The sequence below is a fragment of the Streptomyces sp. NPDC047002 genome (assembly GCF_040704505.1).
GTDB lineage: Bacteria > Actinomycetota > Actinomycetes > Streptomycetales > Streptomycetaceae > Streptomyces.
The window spans coordinates 23151-37889 of sequence record NZ_JBEYWC010000012.1; the positions used below are offsets into that span (position 1 = coordinate 23151).

A 14739-nucleotide genomic window follows, 5' to 3' on the forward strand; every position below is an offset into this window, starting at 1 on the left:
TCACCCTGTGCTGAGGCTGTGGACCGGGACCTCTTCCTGTGCGGGTGCCGCGGGCAGTGTCAGCGTGAACAGGGTGCGCCCCGGGCGGGAGTCGGCCTCCACGGTGCCGCCGTGGGTCGCGGTGACGGCCCGTACGATCGCGAGTCCGAGTCCGGTGGAGCCGGCGGCGCGCGACCTGGAGGCGTCGCCGCGCGCGAACCGTTCGAAGACGCGGGGCAGCAACTCCGCTGGGATTCCAGGCCCGTTGTCCGCTATTTCAACGGCCACGGACGGGTGCGGGCCGGGGACGGGCACCACCCGGGCGACCACGGCGGTGCCCGGCGGGGTGTGCGTGCGGGCGTTGGCGAGGATGTTGGCCAGGACCTGGTGCAGCCGCGCCGCGTCGCCGCGTACGGTCGTACGGGCCGACTCGGTGTCGGGGGGCGGCAGTTCGAGACTCCAGCGGTGGCCGGGGCCGGCGGCGCGCGCGTCGCTGACCGCGTCCACGAGCAGCGGTACGAGGTCGACGGGCGCCTGTTCGAGCGGGCGGCCCTGGTCGAGCCGGGCGAGCAGCAGCAGGTCGTCCACGAGGTCCCCCATGCGCAGGGCCTCGGACTCTATCCTGCGCAGCGCGTGCCTGGTGTCGGGGCCCGGTTCCTCCCTGCCGCGGCGGGTGAGTTCGGCGTACCCGCGGATGGAGGCGAGGGGGGTGCGCAGTTCGTGGCCCGCGTCGGCGACGAACCTGCGGACCCGGGTCTCGCTCTCCTGGCGGGCGGCGAGCGCCGAGGCGACGTGCCCGAGCATGCGGTTGAGTGCGGCGCCGACCTGGCCGACCTCGGTCGCGGGGTCGGCCTCGGCGAGCGGGACGCGTTCGTGGAGCATCACCTCGCCGCTGTGCAGGGGCAGTTCGGACACGCGGGTCGCGGTGGCCGCGACCCGGCGCAGCGGGCGCAGGGCCATGCCGATGAGGGCGTTGCCGGTGAGTCCCGCCGCGACGAGGCCGGCGCCGGTGACGCACGCCTCGACGAGAACCAGTGTGGTGAGGCTGTCGTGCAGGGATGCGAGGGGCAGTCCGACGAGGAAGTCGCCGTTGGCGCCGTCGGTGTGGCGTACCCGGTAGTCGCCGAGTCCCGGCAGTGCGACGGTGTGCGGGGAGCCGTCGCGCGCGACGGTGGCGAGGGCGGCGCTCTGTGCCGTGGTCAGGCGGGCCTCGGTGACCTGTCCGAAGCGGTCCGTGTCCTGGTGCTCGGTGCTGCGGACGGCGCGGTCGAGGGTGCCGTCCTCCCCTATCTCGGCGCCGACGGTGCCCACGGGTGCGCCGCCGCCGGTCACCGCGGTCAGCGGGTCCCTGGCGAGCGGTGCGCCGGGCGGGGGCACGGAGTCGTGGAGGGCGCCGGGCGGCGGTCCGGCCGCGCGGGTGGCGACGGTGAGCGTCTGCGCGTCGAGCTGGTCGTAGAGGTAGGACCGGTAGGCGATGGTGGTGACGGCGCCGATGACGGAGGCGACCACCGCGATCAGCGCGACCGCCGAGACCACCAGGCGGGTGCGGAGCGAGCGGGGGTGGGCGCGCGGTCCGGCCAGGCGGCGGCGCGCGGTTCCCGGGGCGCGGGGGCTCCGGCGGGTCATGGCGTGTCCTGGGTGCCGGGGGTGTTGTCCTGGTCGGCGCCGGGGCGCCGCTCGGGCTCGGCCGCGCGCAGGACGTAGCCGGCGCCTCGCCTGGTGTGGATCATCGGCTGCCTGCCCGCGTCGATCTTGCGGCGCAGGTAGGAGATGTACAGCTCGACGACGTTGGCCTTGCCGCCGAAGTCGTAGGACCACACGCGGTCGAGGATCTGCGCCTTGCTCAGCACGCGCCGCGGGTTGCGCATGAGGTAGCGCAGCAGCTCGAACTCGGTGGCGGTCAGGTCGATCTGGTCGCCGCCGCGGCGCACCTCGTGGGTGTCCTCGTCGAGGACGAGGTCGCCGACGGTCAGCAGCCGTTCGTTGCGGGCGGCGGCCGCGCCGGACCTGCGGATCAGTCCGCGCATGCGGACGACGAGCTCCTCCAGGCTGAACGGCTTGGTGACGTAGTCGTCGCCGCCGGCCGTGAGCCCGGCGATGCGGTCCTCGACGGCGTCGCGCGCGGTGAGGAACAGCACCGGCACCTCGGGGAGGTGGTCGCGGATCCGGCCGAGCGCGGTGAGGCCGTCCGCGTCGGGCAGCATCACGTCGAGCACGACCGCGTCCGGGCGGAATTCGCGTGCGGCGCGCACGGCGGACGCGGTGTCGCCCGCGGTCCTCACCTCCCAGCCCTCGTAGCGCAGGGCCATGGACAGCAGCTCGGTGATCGCGGTCTCGTCGTCCACGACGAGCACCCGCACGGGCGATCCGTCGGGCCGCAGCAGCCGGGGCTGTTCCTGGAATGAGGTGGTCGTCATGGTGGCACGGTGCCCATACGGCGTGAGAGTTTCCTTGCCCGGTCCTGTGAACAGCCTGAGAATCGCAGGCCGCAGCGGTGCGCGGGCCCGGTGCGGCGGGCGCCGCCGCAGCCGGTGTCCGCCCCGTCACAGCGCGCGTGGCCGGGGCGGGCCGCAGGCGGGCGCGGCGCCGGTCCTGAGAGGTGCGGGGCCGGGCTCCACCCTGGTCTCCACCCCGCGGGTCGATCCGGGGGCGCGGGGCGGTCAGGAGACTGACGTCGCATGGTTTCCGGCAGGAAGGGGCTCATCCGTGCACCTCGTCATCCTTCGGCGGGCCGCCGCGCTCGTACTCGCGGCCGCCGTTCCCCTCGGCACGGGCGCGGCACCGGGCGCGGCGTCGGCGGCCACCGCACCCGGGCCGGTGTGGGGCGTCTGCCCGCCGCCCGCGAGCGGGCCCGGCGTCGCACCGGTCGTACGCGACCCCAGGCAGCAGTGCGCGAGCATCGCGGTGCCGCTGGACTACCGCAGACCGCGCGGGCGGCAGATCCGCCTGGAGATCTCCCGGATCCTCTCGGGGGCCCCGCACGCCGGAGCCCTGATGACCGGCCAGGGCGGGCCCGGCGGCAGCGGACTCGACCTGCCGTCGCTCCAGGAGAGCGCCCTGCCCGCCGCGGTCACGGCCACCACGGACCTGTACGGGCTCGACTACCGGGGCATCGGCGCGAGCAGTCCGGTCGACTGCCGGATCGCCCCGGCCGACCGGGCGGCGGCGACCGGCATCCCCTATCCGGCGGCCGACGGCTCGATCGGCGCGAATGTCGCGGTGGCCAGGCGGACCGCCGGCGCCTGCGCCCGCAACGCCGCCTCCGTCGTGCCGTACCTCAGCACGGTGGACATCGCGCGGGACATCGACCGGGTACGTCGCGTGCTCGGCCTCGGGACGCTGTCGTACACGGGCACGTCGTACGGCAGTTACGTCGGCGAGGTGTACGCGACCCTGTTCCCGCGCACGGCGGGTCGCGTGCTCCTCAACAGTGTCGTGCCGCCCGGCGGGGTGCGGGAGGCGATCGAGAACAAGGGCGAGGGCGTGGAGGACGGCTTCGCGGCGTTCGCCCGGTGGGCGGCCGCCAGGGACGCCTCCTACCGCCTGGGCACGTCGGCGGGCGGGGTGCGTGCGGCGGTCCTGGCGCTGGCCCGGCGCCTCAACGGCGCACCGCTCACACCGCGGGACGGTGGCGGGCACCTCACCGGCAACCTGCTGCTCGAGGCGCAGGAGGTCCTGCTGGAGCAGCCGTCCGACTATCCGCTGCTCGCGGGTCTGCTGGCCGGCGCGCGGGCGGGGGCGCTCCCCGCGGGTGCGAGCGGCGCCCTCCCGGTGGCGAGCGAGCTGCCCGACAACTTCGTCAGCGCGCAGGACGCCGTCATCTGCAACGACACCCCGTGGCCCCGGGACCTGCGCCACTACCGGACGGCGGTGGCGCGCAGCGCCCGGCGCCATCCGCTGACCGCGGGGTCGCCGGCGAACGTGTGGCCGTGCGCGTTCTGGCGTACGCCCACGCCCGACCGGGCGCCGCGGCCGAGCGGCACGGGCCCCGCCGACGTGCAGCTCGTGCAGAACACCGCCGACCCGACGACACCGCTCGACGACGCACGCGAGACGCTGCGCGCCTTCGGCCGCAGGGCCGGGCTGGTGACCGTGGACGCGGCCGGGCACGGCGTGGACACCTCGTCCGGGTGCGCCGGCGAGGTCGTGACGGGGTTCCTGACGGGGGCCGCGCCGCCGCGCTCCGGCAGCTGCCCCGCCGTGAGCTGACCCCGGCGCCCCGTCGTCTCGCGCGCCTGTGCGAACGGCGGGGTGCCGCGCCGGGGCCGGGTTCACCCGTCTGCCGCACGGCGGCGGCGGACGGGCCGGGCACGGCGGCGGGCGCACCCCGTGCCAGCCACGCCGTTGGCACATCAAGTCGCTTTCCCTATAGGGTGGTTCAGCGGGTTCGCGGTTGCCGTGCGGCGCGCGGGGGGCGGCTGCGGGGGCGGGCGGGCCGCGGCGCGGACGGGAGCGGGACGGCTCGCCAGGTACGCAAAACACCGGGAAGGTACCCACGGGTGGGGAGTGTCGGCAGGCACAGTGTCGGGGTGAGAACGAGAGCGCGTCGATGGGCAAGGGTCGCACTGCCGTGCGGCGTGATCGTGGTGGCAATCCTCGCCGACCTCTACACACCGGTGGCGTCCGCGTCACTGCTGGCCGTGGCGCCGGTGGCAGCGGTGACGACGCTCAGGGCGCGCGGCATCGTCGCCGTGGGCGTGCTGGCGATGGGCGTGCACGCGGTGCTCGCCGACGTCGAGGGGACCTTCGGGTGGCAGCGGGGCCTGGCGAACCAGATCGCGCTGGCCGCGGTCACCGCGCTGGCCGTCACACTGAACCGCTCGTTGCGTGCCCAGCACACCACCGCGCGCAACGCCCGCCACACCGCGGCCGTCGCGCAGAAGGCAGTGCTGCCCAATCCGCCGCTGAATCTGGGCGAGTTGTCCGTCGCCGCCCGGTACACACCGGCCGACCGGGAGGCGCTCATCGGCGGGGACCTCTATGTGGTGCAGCAGACCCCGCACGGCGTGCGCGCGATGATCGGGGACGTGCGGGGCAAGGGGCTCGACGCGGTGTCCGCTGTCAGTGTCGACATCGGGGCCTTCCGCTTCGCGGCGGACCAGGCGGACGACCTGCCGGCGCTCGCGCAGTCGCTGGACGAGGCGCTGCTGCGCGAGGGGCTGCGCCGGCACGGCGAGGAGGAGTCCGAGGGGTTCACCACCGCGCTGATCGCGGAGTTCACCCCGGGGCTCGAACAGGTACGGCTCGTCAACCGCGGGCACCCCGCGCCGGTCCTGCTCGGCCCCGACGGGGCGGCCCGGGTGCTCGCGCCCACACAGGAGGCCCCGCCGCTGGGCATGATGAGCCTGGGCCGGTGGGACGCGCCGGTGGACACCTTCGCCTTCCCGCCAGGATCGACGCTGGTCCTGCTCACCGACGGGTGCACGGAGGCACGCAATCGCGACGGCGTCTTCTACGACCCGGCCGTGCGGCTCGCGCATCTGTGGAGCCGTCAGCGCCGGCTGTCCGGCAGGCCGCCCTCCCCCGGTGCCCTGCTCGACCTGCTGCTGCGCGACGTGACCCGCTACACACACGGCCGGGTCCACGACGACCAGGCGCTGCTCGCGCTGCACCGCTGCCCCGGCGGCTGAGCGCGGGGACGGGCGGCAGCCGGCGGCTGCGGTGGCCCGCCGTCAGGCGGCGCGCCAGTAGCCGAGCGCGCTGATCCGCCGCCTGGGGACGCCGCACTCGCGCGCACAGGCGGCGAGCGCCCTGGTGGTCGCGGTGTCGCAGGCGATCCACACGTACGCCCGTGCCGGGTCGCCGAGGAGGCCGGGGAGGGCCTCGCGGACCCGCCGTACGAGGGTGGCGCCGCCGTCCTCGCGCGGCACCGCGCGCAGGGTGCGGCCGGGCGCGGAGGGCGAGGGCGCCGCCGCCTACGCGCCGGAGAGGAGCGGCGCCGGCGCGGGCCCGGCCGTCCCGGCAGGCGTACGGGCCGCGGTGCCGCCGGCCCCTCTCCCCCGCCGCACGCGCACGGGCGGGTCAGCCGTGCCAGAGCGGGGGCGCGTAGCCGCGGGGCTTGTCCCCGACCTTGCTGCCGGTGTTGATGCCGTTCGCCTGGTACGCCGTGGTGAACATGGCGTAGACCGTGCGCGGCGCGACGGCGGCGGCCTCGTCGAGGCGGGCGCGCGCATCGGCGGGGAGCTCGAAGTCGAGCGCGGCGATGTTGCCCTCCAGCTGGCCGACGCTGCTCGCGCCGACGACCGCTGCGCCCATCCCCGGCTGGGTGACGGCCCAGTTGAGCGCGGTCTGCGCCATGCTGCGGCCGAGTCCGCCGGCCACCTCCTCCAGTACGCCGATGATGCGCCAGGCACGTTCGTCGGCCTGCCAGGGGCTGGTCCAGGCGGCGCCTTCCCCGCCGAGCCTGCCGTCCCCGGTGACGCCCCTGTCCCGCGCGCGGTACTTGCCCGTCAGGAGTCCGCCGCCGAGCGGGCTCCAGCCCATGATGCCCATGCCCAGGGTCCTGGCCAGTGGGACGTACTCGGCCTCGATCTCGCGGCCGAGGAGGGAGTAGGGGATCTGGAGGGCGACGAACGGGTTGAGGCCGTGGGCCTCGGCGTAGGTCTGCGCGCGGGCCGCGTACCAGCCGGGGACGTCGGAGAAGCCGCCGTAGCGCACCTTTCCCGACCGTACGAGGTCCTCGAACGTACGCACCACTTCCTCCGCCGGGGTGAGGGTGTCCCAGACGTGCAGCAGCAACAGGTCGATGTAGTCGGTGCCCAGGCGGCGCAGCGAGTCCTCCACGGCCCTGATGACGTGCTTGCGGCCGTTGCCGCCCGCGTTGGGGTTCCCCGGGTCGGTGTTGTGGCTGACCTTGGTGGTCAGGACCACCCGGTCGCGCGAGCCGGACTCGGCGACGAGGCGGCCGAGTATCTCCTCGCTCTGGCCGGCCGTGTAGAAGTCGGCGGTGTCGACGAGGTTGCCGCCTGCTTCGAGGTAGCGGCGGAAGATGGGGCGCGCCTCGTCCTCGGTCTTCCCGAACGGGGCGTGGAACCCGGCCTTCCCGTAGTTCATGGTGCCCAGCGCGAGCCGGCTGACCCGGAGGCCGGAGCGGCCGAGCAGGAAGTAGTGGTCGACTGACATGCGGAACTCGCTTCACTCGTCGCGAGGGGCGGGCGGCTCTCGCCGCGGCCCTCCCTGAGGTGTGCGGACGGCCCGGGGCCGGCGGCTCCGGTGGTCCGTGCGGACGGTCCCCAAGAGTCGTCCGAACATTTTGGACTCGCAAGTCCAGAAACGGGAGCTCCCCTCGCCTCGACGGACTCACGGAAAAGCTGGAAAAGAAATACTCCGAACGCGTGAACTTTTCCGCCCGGCACCGCATCGGACTTTCTGTAAGACATCAACGAGAGGGTGAACGACATGGTGAGTGACCAGCGGTGGGGCAAGGGCAGGACGGCGGCCGTGGCACTGGGTGCCGTCGTACTGGCGGGCACCGCGGCAGCGGGGGTGGCGCAGGCGGCACCCGCCACAGCGCACGGTGCGGCGGTGCCGACGTGCACGGCGTCCGGTCTTCGGGTCTCCCTGCACCAGAACCTGGGCGGGGGGATGAACCACCAGGGCGCCGTGATCCAGTTCACGAACACCGGCAGCAGCACCTGCGCGCTGCTCGGCTACCCGGGACTCGGTCTCGAGGACTCCTCGCACCACGTCCTCGCGTCCAAGACGGTGTGGGGCGACACCTGGTACGCGGCGTCGCCCGCCAAGAAGGCGGTGAGCCTCGCCCCCGGCCAGAGCGCCCAGGCGGTCGCGGCGTGGACCCACGCGAACACGGGGACCCCGGACGCCACGCACGCAGCCTACCTGGAGGTGACGCCGCCGGCGTCCACCGCCCACAAGACGCTCAAGTTCGACCAGTGGGTCGACGGCGGTGAGCTGAACATCACCGCGGTCGCCCGCACGGTGCCGCTCAACGGCTGACCCGGCCGCGCGCAGGGCGGGCATGCCGCCGTACGCCGCAGGGGACCGGCGCGCCGGGGGGCGTGCCGGTGCCGGAGGCGTACGGGCGGGGGCGCAGGAGGGGACGAGGGGCCGCGGAGCCGGGAGCGATCCGCGGCCCCTCGGCGCGCGCGGCCGAGCACCGAAGCGCTAGGGCGCGTCCCCCGTCCAGTCCCACTTCGGACCGACCCCGGCGCGGGGCGCGTACAGGGCGCGGCCGCCCGCGCCGTACGCCCCGATCTCCGTGGGCAGCGCTGCCCCTTCGGCGAGCGCCGCGCCGCTCCAGCCCGTCACGTCGAGCAGCAGCCCGTCCAGCGGGCCGCCGACCAGTTCGCGGTAGGCACGGCCGGGACGCGGGCCCGGGTCGGGGTCGTCATGATCCGCCCCGTACACGCGGCGCGGCAGCCGTATCGGTTCGTACATGCCCCGCAGCATCGCAGGCACCACTGACAACCGACCCGCACCCGGCCCCCGCTGCCCGCGGCTGCCCGGCTCAGCGGGGGCCGGCGCCCGGCCCTTCCTGCGCGGCCACGGCCGCGAGGACCGCGTCGGCCGCCTCCCCTGCCGGGCGCTCCCGGTGGGTGTCGACGCGAGCGAGCGCGTGCCGCCTGACGAGGTCGAGCATCGCCGCCTGGTAGCGCAGCGTCCGGGCGAGGAACTTCTCGACCGGCGTGCGGCCCGCCGGGGTCAGCCGCTCGTACCCCGAGGTGGCATGGATGCGCGCGGCCAGTACGTCTTCGTCCGCGGCGAGCCACACGGCGGCCGTGTGCGGCGCGGTGAGCCGGGCGACCTCGGCGGGCCAGAGCGCCGATCCCTCCAGCACGAGTCCTGCGGTGTCCGCCGGTGCCAGGGCGCGCGCGGTGACCAGTTCCTCGATCCTCGGCCACAGCCGGCGGTAGTGGTCGAGGACGGACGTGATGAGCTGGGCCTCCGTCAGGATGCGGTAGTGGGCGTCGACGTGGGGCGGCACCGTGCGCTCCGGTGTCGGCCACGGCCGCCCGGGGTGCCGGGCCAGGCCGTCCGTGGACAGGCACTCGAAGCCGAGCCGGTCCGCCACCGCCCGGGCCACGGTGCTCTTACCGGTGTGGGAGGTCCCGCCGATCAGCACCACGCGTACTCCGTTCACGGCGACGACGATACGGGAGGGAGCGCGGGCCCCCGGGGGCGCGGGCGGGGTCAGGTGAGGAGGCGGAGGGTGGTGGGGGCGCAGCCCAGGTGGACGGTCTGGCCCCAGGTGAGGTCGAGGGCGTCGGCCTCCATGCCGTCGCCGAAGGCGACCAGGCGCTCGGACTCGACGGTGACGGAGAGGCGTTCGCTCTCGGTGAGGAGGCCGGCCGATGCGGTGGTGCCGGTGGTGGGCGAGGGCCACGCCTCGCGGACGAACCAGAGCAGGTGGCGCAGCCGGGGGTCGGGCAGCGGCAGGGTGCCGCCGCGCTCCTGCCACACGGAGCGCAGCCAGCCGGTCGCGCCGGTGCCGGTCCCGACGAGGACGCCGGACGACGCCTGCGCCTCGCCGCCGATGCGGTAGCGGGCCGTCTGGTGGCTGCTGTGCCCGAGGTAGATCTCGTTGAGCGCGAGGAGCCGCTGCGCGTCGTCGGTGACGGCCTCGACCATCGTGAGGTCCGCGTAAGTGCCGTGGCCCGCGCCCGCGGCCGTCAGCAGTCCGGCCGCGTCGGCGGACCTGTGCCGTACGAGCACGCCGGGGTTGCGGCCCGGGTCGGTGTCGACGCCGATGACGGGCTGTCCTGTCAGGTACTTGGCGGTGTTGGCGACCAGGCCGTCCCCGCCCGCCACCACCACGATGTCCTCGGGGCCGAACAGGAAGCGGTCCAGGTCGGCGCGTTCGACCCGGGCACGCCGCCAGGCGAGCGGCACCGCGGCCGCCACCTCGGCGAGGACGCGGACGGCGCGCCGGTGGCGTTCGGCCGGCTCCGCGATGTCTCGGCCGTGCGTCGCGAGGAAGTAGGCGGCCTGGCCGTGGGTGCCGTGCCTGGCCACCAACTCCTCGTACTCGGTGGTGCGGTGGACGAGGACCGCGCGCGGGCCGAGGCTCACGCCGTGTCCCTGGGGCGGGCGCCGAGGCGGGCGAGCAGCCCGGTGAGCACGTCGGGCGAGACGGTGACGCTGCCGATCCTCGGCATGTTCTCCGCGAACTTGTCGAGTCCCAACGCCCGCAGCACCTCGGGGTCGACCTCGCCGTGCACGCGCAGCCACGCGGCCTGGGCCTGGGCGCGGGCCTCGCCGGTGGTGCGGGCCGCGTCGGCCTCTGCCCGGGCGAGGCGCACCGTGCGGGCGGCCTCCGCCTCGGCCCGCACGCCGTCGGCGGCCGCGGCCTCCTCCGCCTCGCGGCGGGCGTTGGTGCCGCGCTGTTCGACCAACTGTTCCTCTCTCCTGGCGAGTTCGATGCGGCTGGCGAGTTCGTTCTCGGCGATGGCACGTTCGCGCTCCACGGCGACAGCGCGCCGTTCGTAGGTGGCGCGGTCGGCGTCCTGCTGGACGCGTTCGCGCGCGGGGGTGCGCAGGGCGCGTTCGATGTCGGGCTCGGGCCGTACGGCGACGACGCGCACGGCGACCGCGGTGAGCCCGGTCGCGGGCAGCCGCGGGTCGGCGGCCAGCCCCTGGGCGATGCGTTCGCGCGTGGCGGGCACGCCCGTCATCAGGGCGTCGGCGAGCGGCATCCGGGCGAGGGAGTCGAGCGCGTGCTGCTGCGCGGTCTCCGTGAGGAGGGTGGAGATCTGCTCGAGCGGTGCGGCACGCCAGGCGCCGGTCTCGGGGTCGAGGGAGAAGTCGAGGCACGCGGCCGCCGTGGCGGGCTCGCTGATCCGGTAGGTGACGGTCGCCTGGACGGACACGTCCTGGAAGTCGGCGGTCCTCGCGTGGAAGGACATCGCCAGCTCCCGGTCGTCGACAGGGACTTCGGAGAGGGCGGCGTTCAGGGCGCGGAACCAGAAGCTCTGGGCGACGCCGTCGTGGACGAGGCGGCCGCGGTCGTGGTGGCGGATGTGGGCGGTGGGAGCTGAACGGAGGTGGCGCCGGCCGAAGCGGCGCGTGATGTCTGCCACGGGAACCCCTTTTCGTCACCCTGACTCTAAAGGGGTGAGGCGCTTATCGTCAACCGGACGACAATGGGCGGTCGCCTGCGCATCCTCCGTGCCGCGCGGGCGTTTCCCAACCGTTGCATGCGGAAGGTGTGGCCGGAGTGTGGAGGGGCACACGGCTCGCCGGAGGTTGATAATCATGGTTCCTTTGCTTCTCGTCCTGCTGCTCGCGCTCATCCTGTTCGGCGCGGGCTTCGCTCTGAAGGTCCTCTGGTGGGTCGCGATCGTGGTGTTCGTGATCTGGCTGCTCGGTTTCCTCGTGCGGCCGCACAGCGGGACCGGCTCCCGCGGTCGTTGGTACCGCTGGTAGCCGCCCGCACCACAACACACCACGCATGACGGCCCGCCCCGGGCAGTGTGTCCGGGACGGGCCGCCCCGTGCGCCCTGGGTCCGGTCACACGAAGGCGCTGTGCCCCGTGATCGCCCGGCCCACGATGAGGGAGTTCATGTCCCGGGTCCCCTCGTAGGAGTAGAGCGCCTCGGCGTCGGCGAAGAAGCGGGCGGCGTCGTGTTCGAGCAGGATGCCGTTGCCGCCGAGCACCTCGCGCGCCCAGGCGACCGTCTCCCGCATCCTGGTGGTGCAGAACATCTTGGCGAGCGCGGCCTGCGCGTCGTCGAGGCGGTGCTGCTCGTGCAGCGCCGCCATCCGCACGACCATCCCCTGGCAGGCCGTGATGTTGGCGAGCATGCGCGCCAACAGGTCCTGCACGAGCTGAAATCCGGCGATCGGACGGCCGAACTGCTCGCGTTCGAGCGCGTAGGCGCGCGCCGCCTCGTACGCCCCGATCGCGCACCCCGTCGCACTCCACGCGACGCCGCCCCTGGTCACCTTGAGCACCCGGGCCGTGTCGCGGAAGGAGTCGGCGCGCGCGAGCCGGTCGGCCTCGGGCACCCGCACCCCGTCGAGGACGATATGGGCGTTCTGCACGCCCCGCAGCGCGATCTTCCCTTCGAGGGCCCGCGCGGTGAACCCCGGCGCGCCCTTCTCCACCACGAAGCCCTTGACCTGGTCGTCGGCGACGTCCCTGGCCCAGATGACGACGAGGTCGGCGAAGGTCGCATTGCCGATCCACTTCTTCTCCCCGTCGAGCACCCAGGAGTCGCCGTCGCGGCGCGCCGTGGTCAGCAGGCCGAGCGAGGCGCCCGAGCCGACCAGCGGCTCGGTGAGGCCGAAGGCGCCGATTTTCTCCCACCGCACCATCGCGGGCAGCCACCGCTCCTTCTGCTCCTCGGAGCCGCACTCGCGGATCGAGCCCATCGCAAGGCCCGCGTGCACACCGAAGAACGTGGCGAACGAGGCGTCGACGCGCGCCATCTCCATGCCGATCAGGCCGGTCAGCAGATAGCTGCGGGGGGCGATGTGGTGGTCGTCGGCCCAGGTGCCGGTGATGTCCAGGTCGCGGATCCCGTCGCGCAGGCCGAGCGGGGTCTCGCCCGCCTCCCAGCGCTCCCCAGCCCCCGGTGCGACCCGGTCCACCAGGAACGCGCGCACCCGGTCGAGCTTCGCGCGCTCGTCCGGTTCGAGCAGGTCCTTGACGTAGTAGAAGTCGCCCTCAGCCGCCCCGGAGTCGATGATGTGCTTCGCCATGGCGCGTCCGTCCTTCCCCGATGATCCAGTTACCGACGGGTACCCCGTCTCCGCGCGGACAGGCGTGCGCGCCCGGCCGCCGGGGCGGGGCGGCCGCGTCCGGGGGCGGGTGCGCCGCGATCGGGGTCCTGCGGCGTGCGGAGACGACCGCCGCGCGAGGGCGCCGATACCCGACCGTGCTGGTGGCGGACGGATACCGCTGGGTAGCGTGGTGGCGGTCCGCGCCGGGCTTCCCCCGTCCCGGCCGGAGCCGTCCCCCCACCGGAGGTACCGCCATGCAGCTCGCCCCGCGCTCGCCCCGACTCCTCGCCGCCCTGCTCGCGGCCTCCGGGGTCCTGCACTTCGCCAGGCCGCGCCCGTTCGACTCGATCGTGCCGCGCTCACTGCCCGGGCCGCCGCGCGTGTGGACCTGGGTGAGCGGCGCGGCCGAGCTGGGGCTCGCCGCCGCGGTGGCCGCTCCGCGCACCCGCAGGGCGGGCGCGCTGGCCGCCGCCGGGTTCTTCGTCGCGGTCCTGCCCGCCAATGTGCAGATGGCGCGGGACTGGGGCAACAGGCCCGCGCCGCTCAAGGCCGCCGCCTGGGGCCGGCTGCCGCTGCAGGTCCCGCTGGTGGCGTGGGCGCTGCGGGCGGCCGGGGATGTCCGCGGCTGAACCGCCGCGGCGGGCGCTCAGTCCTCGGCGGACAGGCCGAACAGGCCGAGTGTGCCGGTGAGTTCGAGCACGCGGTGCACGATCGGGCTGGCGCTGCGCACGACCACGGTCTTGCCCTCGGCCGCGGCGTGTTCGCGCACCCGCAGCAGGACACCCAGCGCCGCGCAGTCCCAGAAGGTGACGCCGTCGAGTCGGAGGTCGAGCCCGCTCGGGGTGGCGCGCAGCGCGTCCACGAGGTTGCGGTGGAGGGCCTCGTGCGCGTCCCAGTCGACCTCGCCGCGCGGCGCGACCACGATCCGGTCGCTCTCGGCCGGGCTGCTGAGGGTCACCAGGCAGCCGGGCCCCGCTGCGGGTACGGACCGTTCGCCACGCCGCGAAACCGTGGCGCGGGTCGCCGTGTGCCTCGGCGCGGCAGACGCTTCCCAGGACATGAGCACCCCATTCTCCCCGCGTGGGTCCCGCCAGATGGCGGTCATCGCTTACACGAAATATAATTCATGCTTCGGAGTGCGGCAATGAGGGTCGGTCCCTTAACATGACCGGCATGGATGCAGTGCCCGAATCCCACAGTGGATGGACGTTCCTCACCAACCACGCGCGCGTGCTGGCCAGCGTCGCGGACGATCCCACCGTCCGCATCCGCGACATCGCCGCACGGTGCCGTCTCACCGAGCGGGCCGTCCAACGGATCATCGCCGACCTCGAACAGGGCGGGTACCTCTCCCACACCCGGGAGGGCAGGGCGAACACCTATCGCGTCACCCCGGGGAAGGTCCTGCGCCACCCCGCGGAGGCCAGCCTCACCGTCGGCTCGCTGCTCGCGCTCCTCGCGCGGGACGAGGTCGGCCACGCCCCGCGCCCGGCCGAGGACCGCTGACACCCCGTCGGTCCGCGGCCTCCCCTTTCCCGCGGTCCTCTCCCCCGCTGCCGGCCGGCGTGCGCCCGGGATGATCCAGACGAGAGGCCCTAGTCTCCGTCCGCCGCCGGTGCGGCGGCGTCCGGGGGTACGGCCGCCTCGACGGCGGCGGGCAGGGTGCGCACGACCTGGTCGCCGAGGCGTTCGAACTCGCGCCGCAGGAACGGGTCGGCCAGCCTGGCGAGCCCGTTGAAGCGGACCGTGGCGTCGTACGCGACCAGGGTGGACCCGTCGCGCTCCGCGAACGACAGGTCGTCGGTGGAGGTCGCCGTGTCGTTGCAGCCGACGAAGGTCAGGCGGTCGCGCTCCATCCGCGCGAGCCGGTACGTCAGCTCGGTGCGTCGGCCCCGGAAGTGGGAGACGTTGCGCCAGTGTGCCCCCTCGTACACGGGTCCGGGGTCGGCCCGCTCGCACGAGCGCGTGCCCGGGTCCCAGTCGACGGCGTGCGAGAAGTCGGCGAGGTAGGCGACCACCGCGGCCAGGGGCCTGCGGACGGTCATCGTGCGCACTACGTGGACCATCGTGCATCTGTC

16 protein-coding genes and 1 pseudogene are annotated in these 14739 nt (G+C 74.5%); 6 read left to right on the top strand and 11 right to left on the bottom strand.

The genetic code is table 11. The features are described 5' to 3' along the window. Both AB0910_RS13945 and AB0910_RS13950 read right to left on the bottom strand, forming a co-directional pair. On the bottom strand, positions 1-1605 hold the full coding sequence (locus AB0910_RS13945; RefSeq protein ID WP_366744817.1) for a HAMP domain-containing sensor histidine kinase: 1605 nt from the start codon (positions 1603-1605) through the stop codon (positions 1-3). Then, positions 1602-2396, bottom strand: a complete 795-nt coding sequence (locus AB0910_RS13950; RefSeq protein WP_366744819.1) for a response regulator transcription factor — start codon at positions 2394-2396, stop codon at positions 1602-1604. The genes AB0910_RS13945 and AB0910_RS13950 overlap by 4 nt, the downstream gene beginning before the upstream one ends. Before the next feature lie 289 nt (positions 2397-2685). On the opposite strand from AB0910_RS13950, the gene AB0910_RS13955 reads away from it, so the two are divergent. Together AB0910_RS13955 and AB0910_RS13960 are read left to right on the top strand one after the other, a co-directional pair. Next, a complete protein-coding gene (locus tag AB0910_RS13955; protein WP_366744820.1) occupies positions 2686-4188 on the top strand; it encodes an alpha/beta hydrolase in 1503 nt (500 codons plus the stop codon). Between the two features lie 368 nt (positions 4189-4556). Then, complete coding sequence (locus AB0910_RS13960; protein WP_366744821.1) at positions 4557-5609, top strand: PP2C family protein-serine/threonine phosphatase; 1053 nt, start codon at positions 4557-4559, stop codon at positions 5607-5609. A 42-nt stretch (positions 5610-5651) separates the two neighbouring features. On the opposite strand, the pseudogene AB0910_RS13965 reads toward AB0910_RS13960, so the two are convergent. Together AB0910_RS13965 and AB0910_RS13970 are read right to left on the bottom strand one after the other, a co-directional pair. Further along, positions 5652-5873: pseudogene (locus tag AB0910_RS13965) on the bottom strand (SIP domain-containing protein); the annotation flags it as partial. Positions 5874-6000: 127 nt separating this feature from the next. Further along, entirely contained in the window at positions 6001-7101 is a 1101-nt protein-coding gene (locus AB0910_RS13970; RefSeq protein WP_366744822.1) for an aldo/keto reductase, read from the bottom strand. Between the two features lie 276 nt (positions 7102-7377). Here AB0910_RS13970 and AB0910_RS13975 point away from each other — a divergent pair, with 276 nt between their 5' ends. After that, positions 7378-7935: a DUF4232 domain-containing protein gene (locus AB0910_RS13975; protein ID WP_366744823.1), complete on the top strand. Its 558-nt coding sequence runs from the start codon at positions 7378-7380 to the stop codon at positions 7933-7935. Positions 7936-8103: 168 nt separating this feature from the next. Here the strand turns inward: AB0910_RS13975 and AB0910_RS13980 are convergent, their stop codons facing one another. The 4 genes from AB0910_RS13980 to AB0910_RS13995 all read right to left on the bottom strand — a co-directional run bounded on the left by AB0910_RS13980 (position 8104) and on the right by AB0910_RS13995 (position 11015). Further along, positions 8104-8376, bottom strand: a complete 273-nt coding sequence (locus AB0910_RS13980; RefSeq protein ID WP_366744824.1) for a hypothetical protein — start codon at positions 8374-8376, stop codon at positions 8104-8106. Positions 8377-8446: 70 nt separating this feature from the next. Next, a complete protein-coding gene (locus tag AB0910_RS13985; RefSeq protein ID WP_366744825.1) occupies positions 8447-9079 on the bottom strand; it encodes an AAA family ATPase in 633 nt (210 codons plus the stop codon). Between the two features lie 50 nt (positions 9080-9129). Next, a complete protein-coding gene (locus tag AB0910_RS13990) occupies positions 9130-10008 on the bottom strand; it encodes a hypothetical protein (protein ID WP_366744826.1) in 879 nt (292 codons plus the stop codon). Next, positions 10005-11015, bottom strand: coding sequence for an SPFH domain-containing protein (locus tag AB0910_RS13995; RefSeq protein ID WP_366744827.1), 1011 nt, complete (start codon positions 11013-11015; stop codon positions 10005-10007). The genes AB0910_RS13990 and AB0910_RS13995 overlap by 4 nt, the downstream gene beginning before the upstream one ends. A gap of 175 nt (positions 11016-11190) precedes the next feature. On the opposite strand from AB0910_RS13995, the gene AB0910_RS14000 reads away from it, so the two are divergent. Continuing rightward, positions 11191-11361 carry a hydrophobic protein gene (locus tag AB0910_RS14000; RefSeq protein WP_366744828.1) on the top strand — a complete coding sequence of 57 codons (171 nt, stop codon included), beginning with the start codon at positions 11191-11193 and terminating at the stop codon, positions 11359-11361. Positions 11362-11446: 85 nt separating this feature from the next. Here AB0910_RS14000 and AB0910_RS14005 read toward each other — a convergent pair whose 3' ends face one another. After that, entirely contained in the window at positions 11447-12640 is a 1194-nt protein-coding gene (locus AB0910_RS14005) for an acyl-CoA dehydrogenase family protein (RefSeq protein ID WP_366744829.1), read from the bottom strand. Between the two features lie 275 nt (positions 12641-12915). Here AB0910_RS14005 and AB0910_RS14010 point away from each other — a divergent pair, with 275 nt between their 5' ends. After that, a complete protein-coding gene (locus tag AB0910_RS14010) occupies positions 12916-13290 on the top strand; it encodes a MauE/DoxX family redox-associated membrane protein (protein WP_366744830.1) in 375 nt (124 codons plus the stop codon). 17 nt (positions 13291-13307) lie between these two features. Here the strand turns inward: AB0910_RS14010 and AB0910_RS14015 are convergent, their stop codons facing one another. Then, the gene (locus tag AB0910_RS14015) at positions 13308-13619 is read right to left on the bottom strand and encodes an STAS domain-containing protein (protein WP_366744831.1); all 312 of its coding nucleotides are present in this window, start codon (positions 13617-13619) and stop codon (positions 13308-13310) included. A 215-nt stretch (positions 13620-13834) separates the two neighbouring features. On the opposite strand from AB0910_RS14015, the gene AB0910_RS14020 reads away from it, so the two are divergent. Then, entirely contained in the window at positions 13835-14167 is a 333-nt protein-coding gene (locus tag AB0910_RS14020) for a helix-turn-helix domain-containing protein (RefSeq protein ID WP_366744832.1), read from the top strand. A gap of 89 nt (positions 14168-14256) precedes the next feature. On the opposite strand, the gene AB0910_RS14025 is transcribed toward AB0910_RS14020, so the two are convergent. After that, complete coding sequence (locus AB0910_RS14025; RefSeq protein ID WP_366744833.1) at positions 14257-14727, bottom strand: SRPBCC family protein; 471 nt, start codon at positions 14725-14727, stop codon at positions 14257-14259. Positions 14728-14739 lie beyond the last annotated feature (12 nt).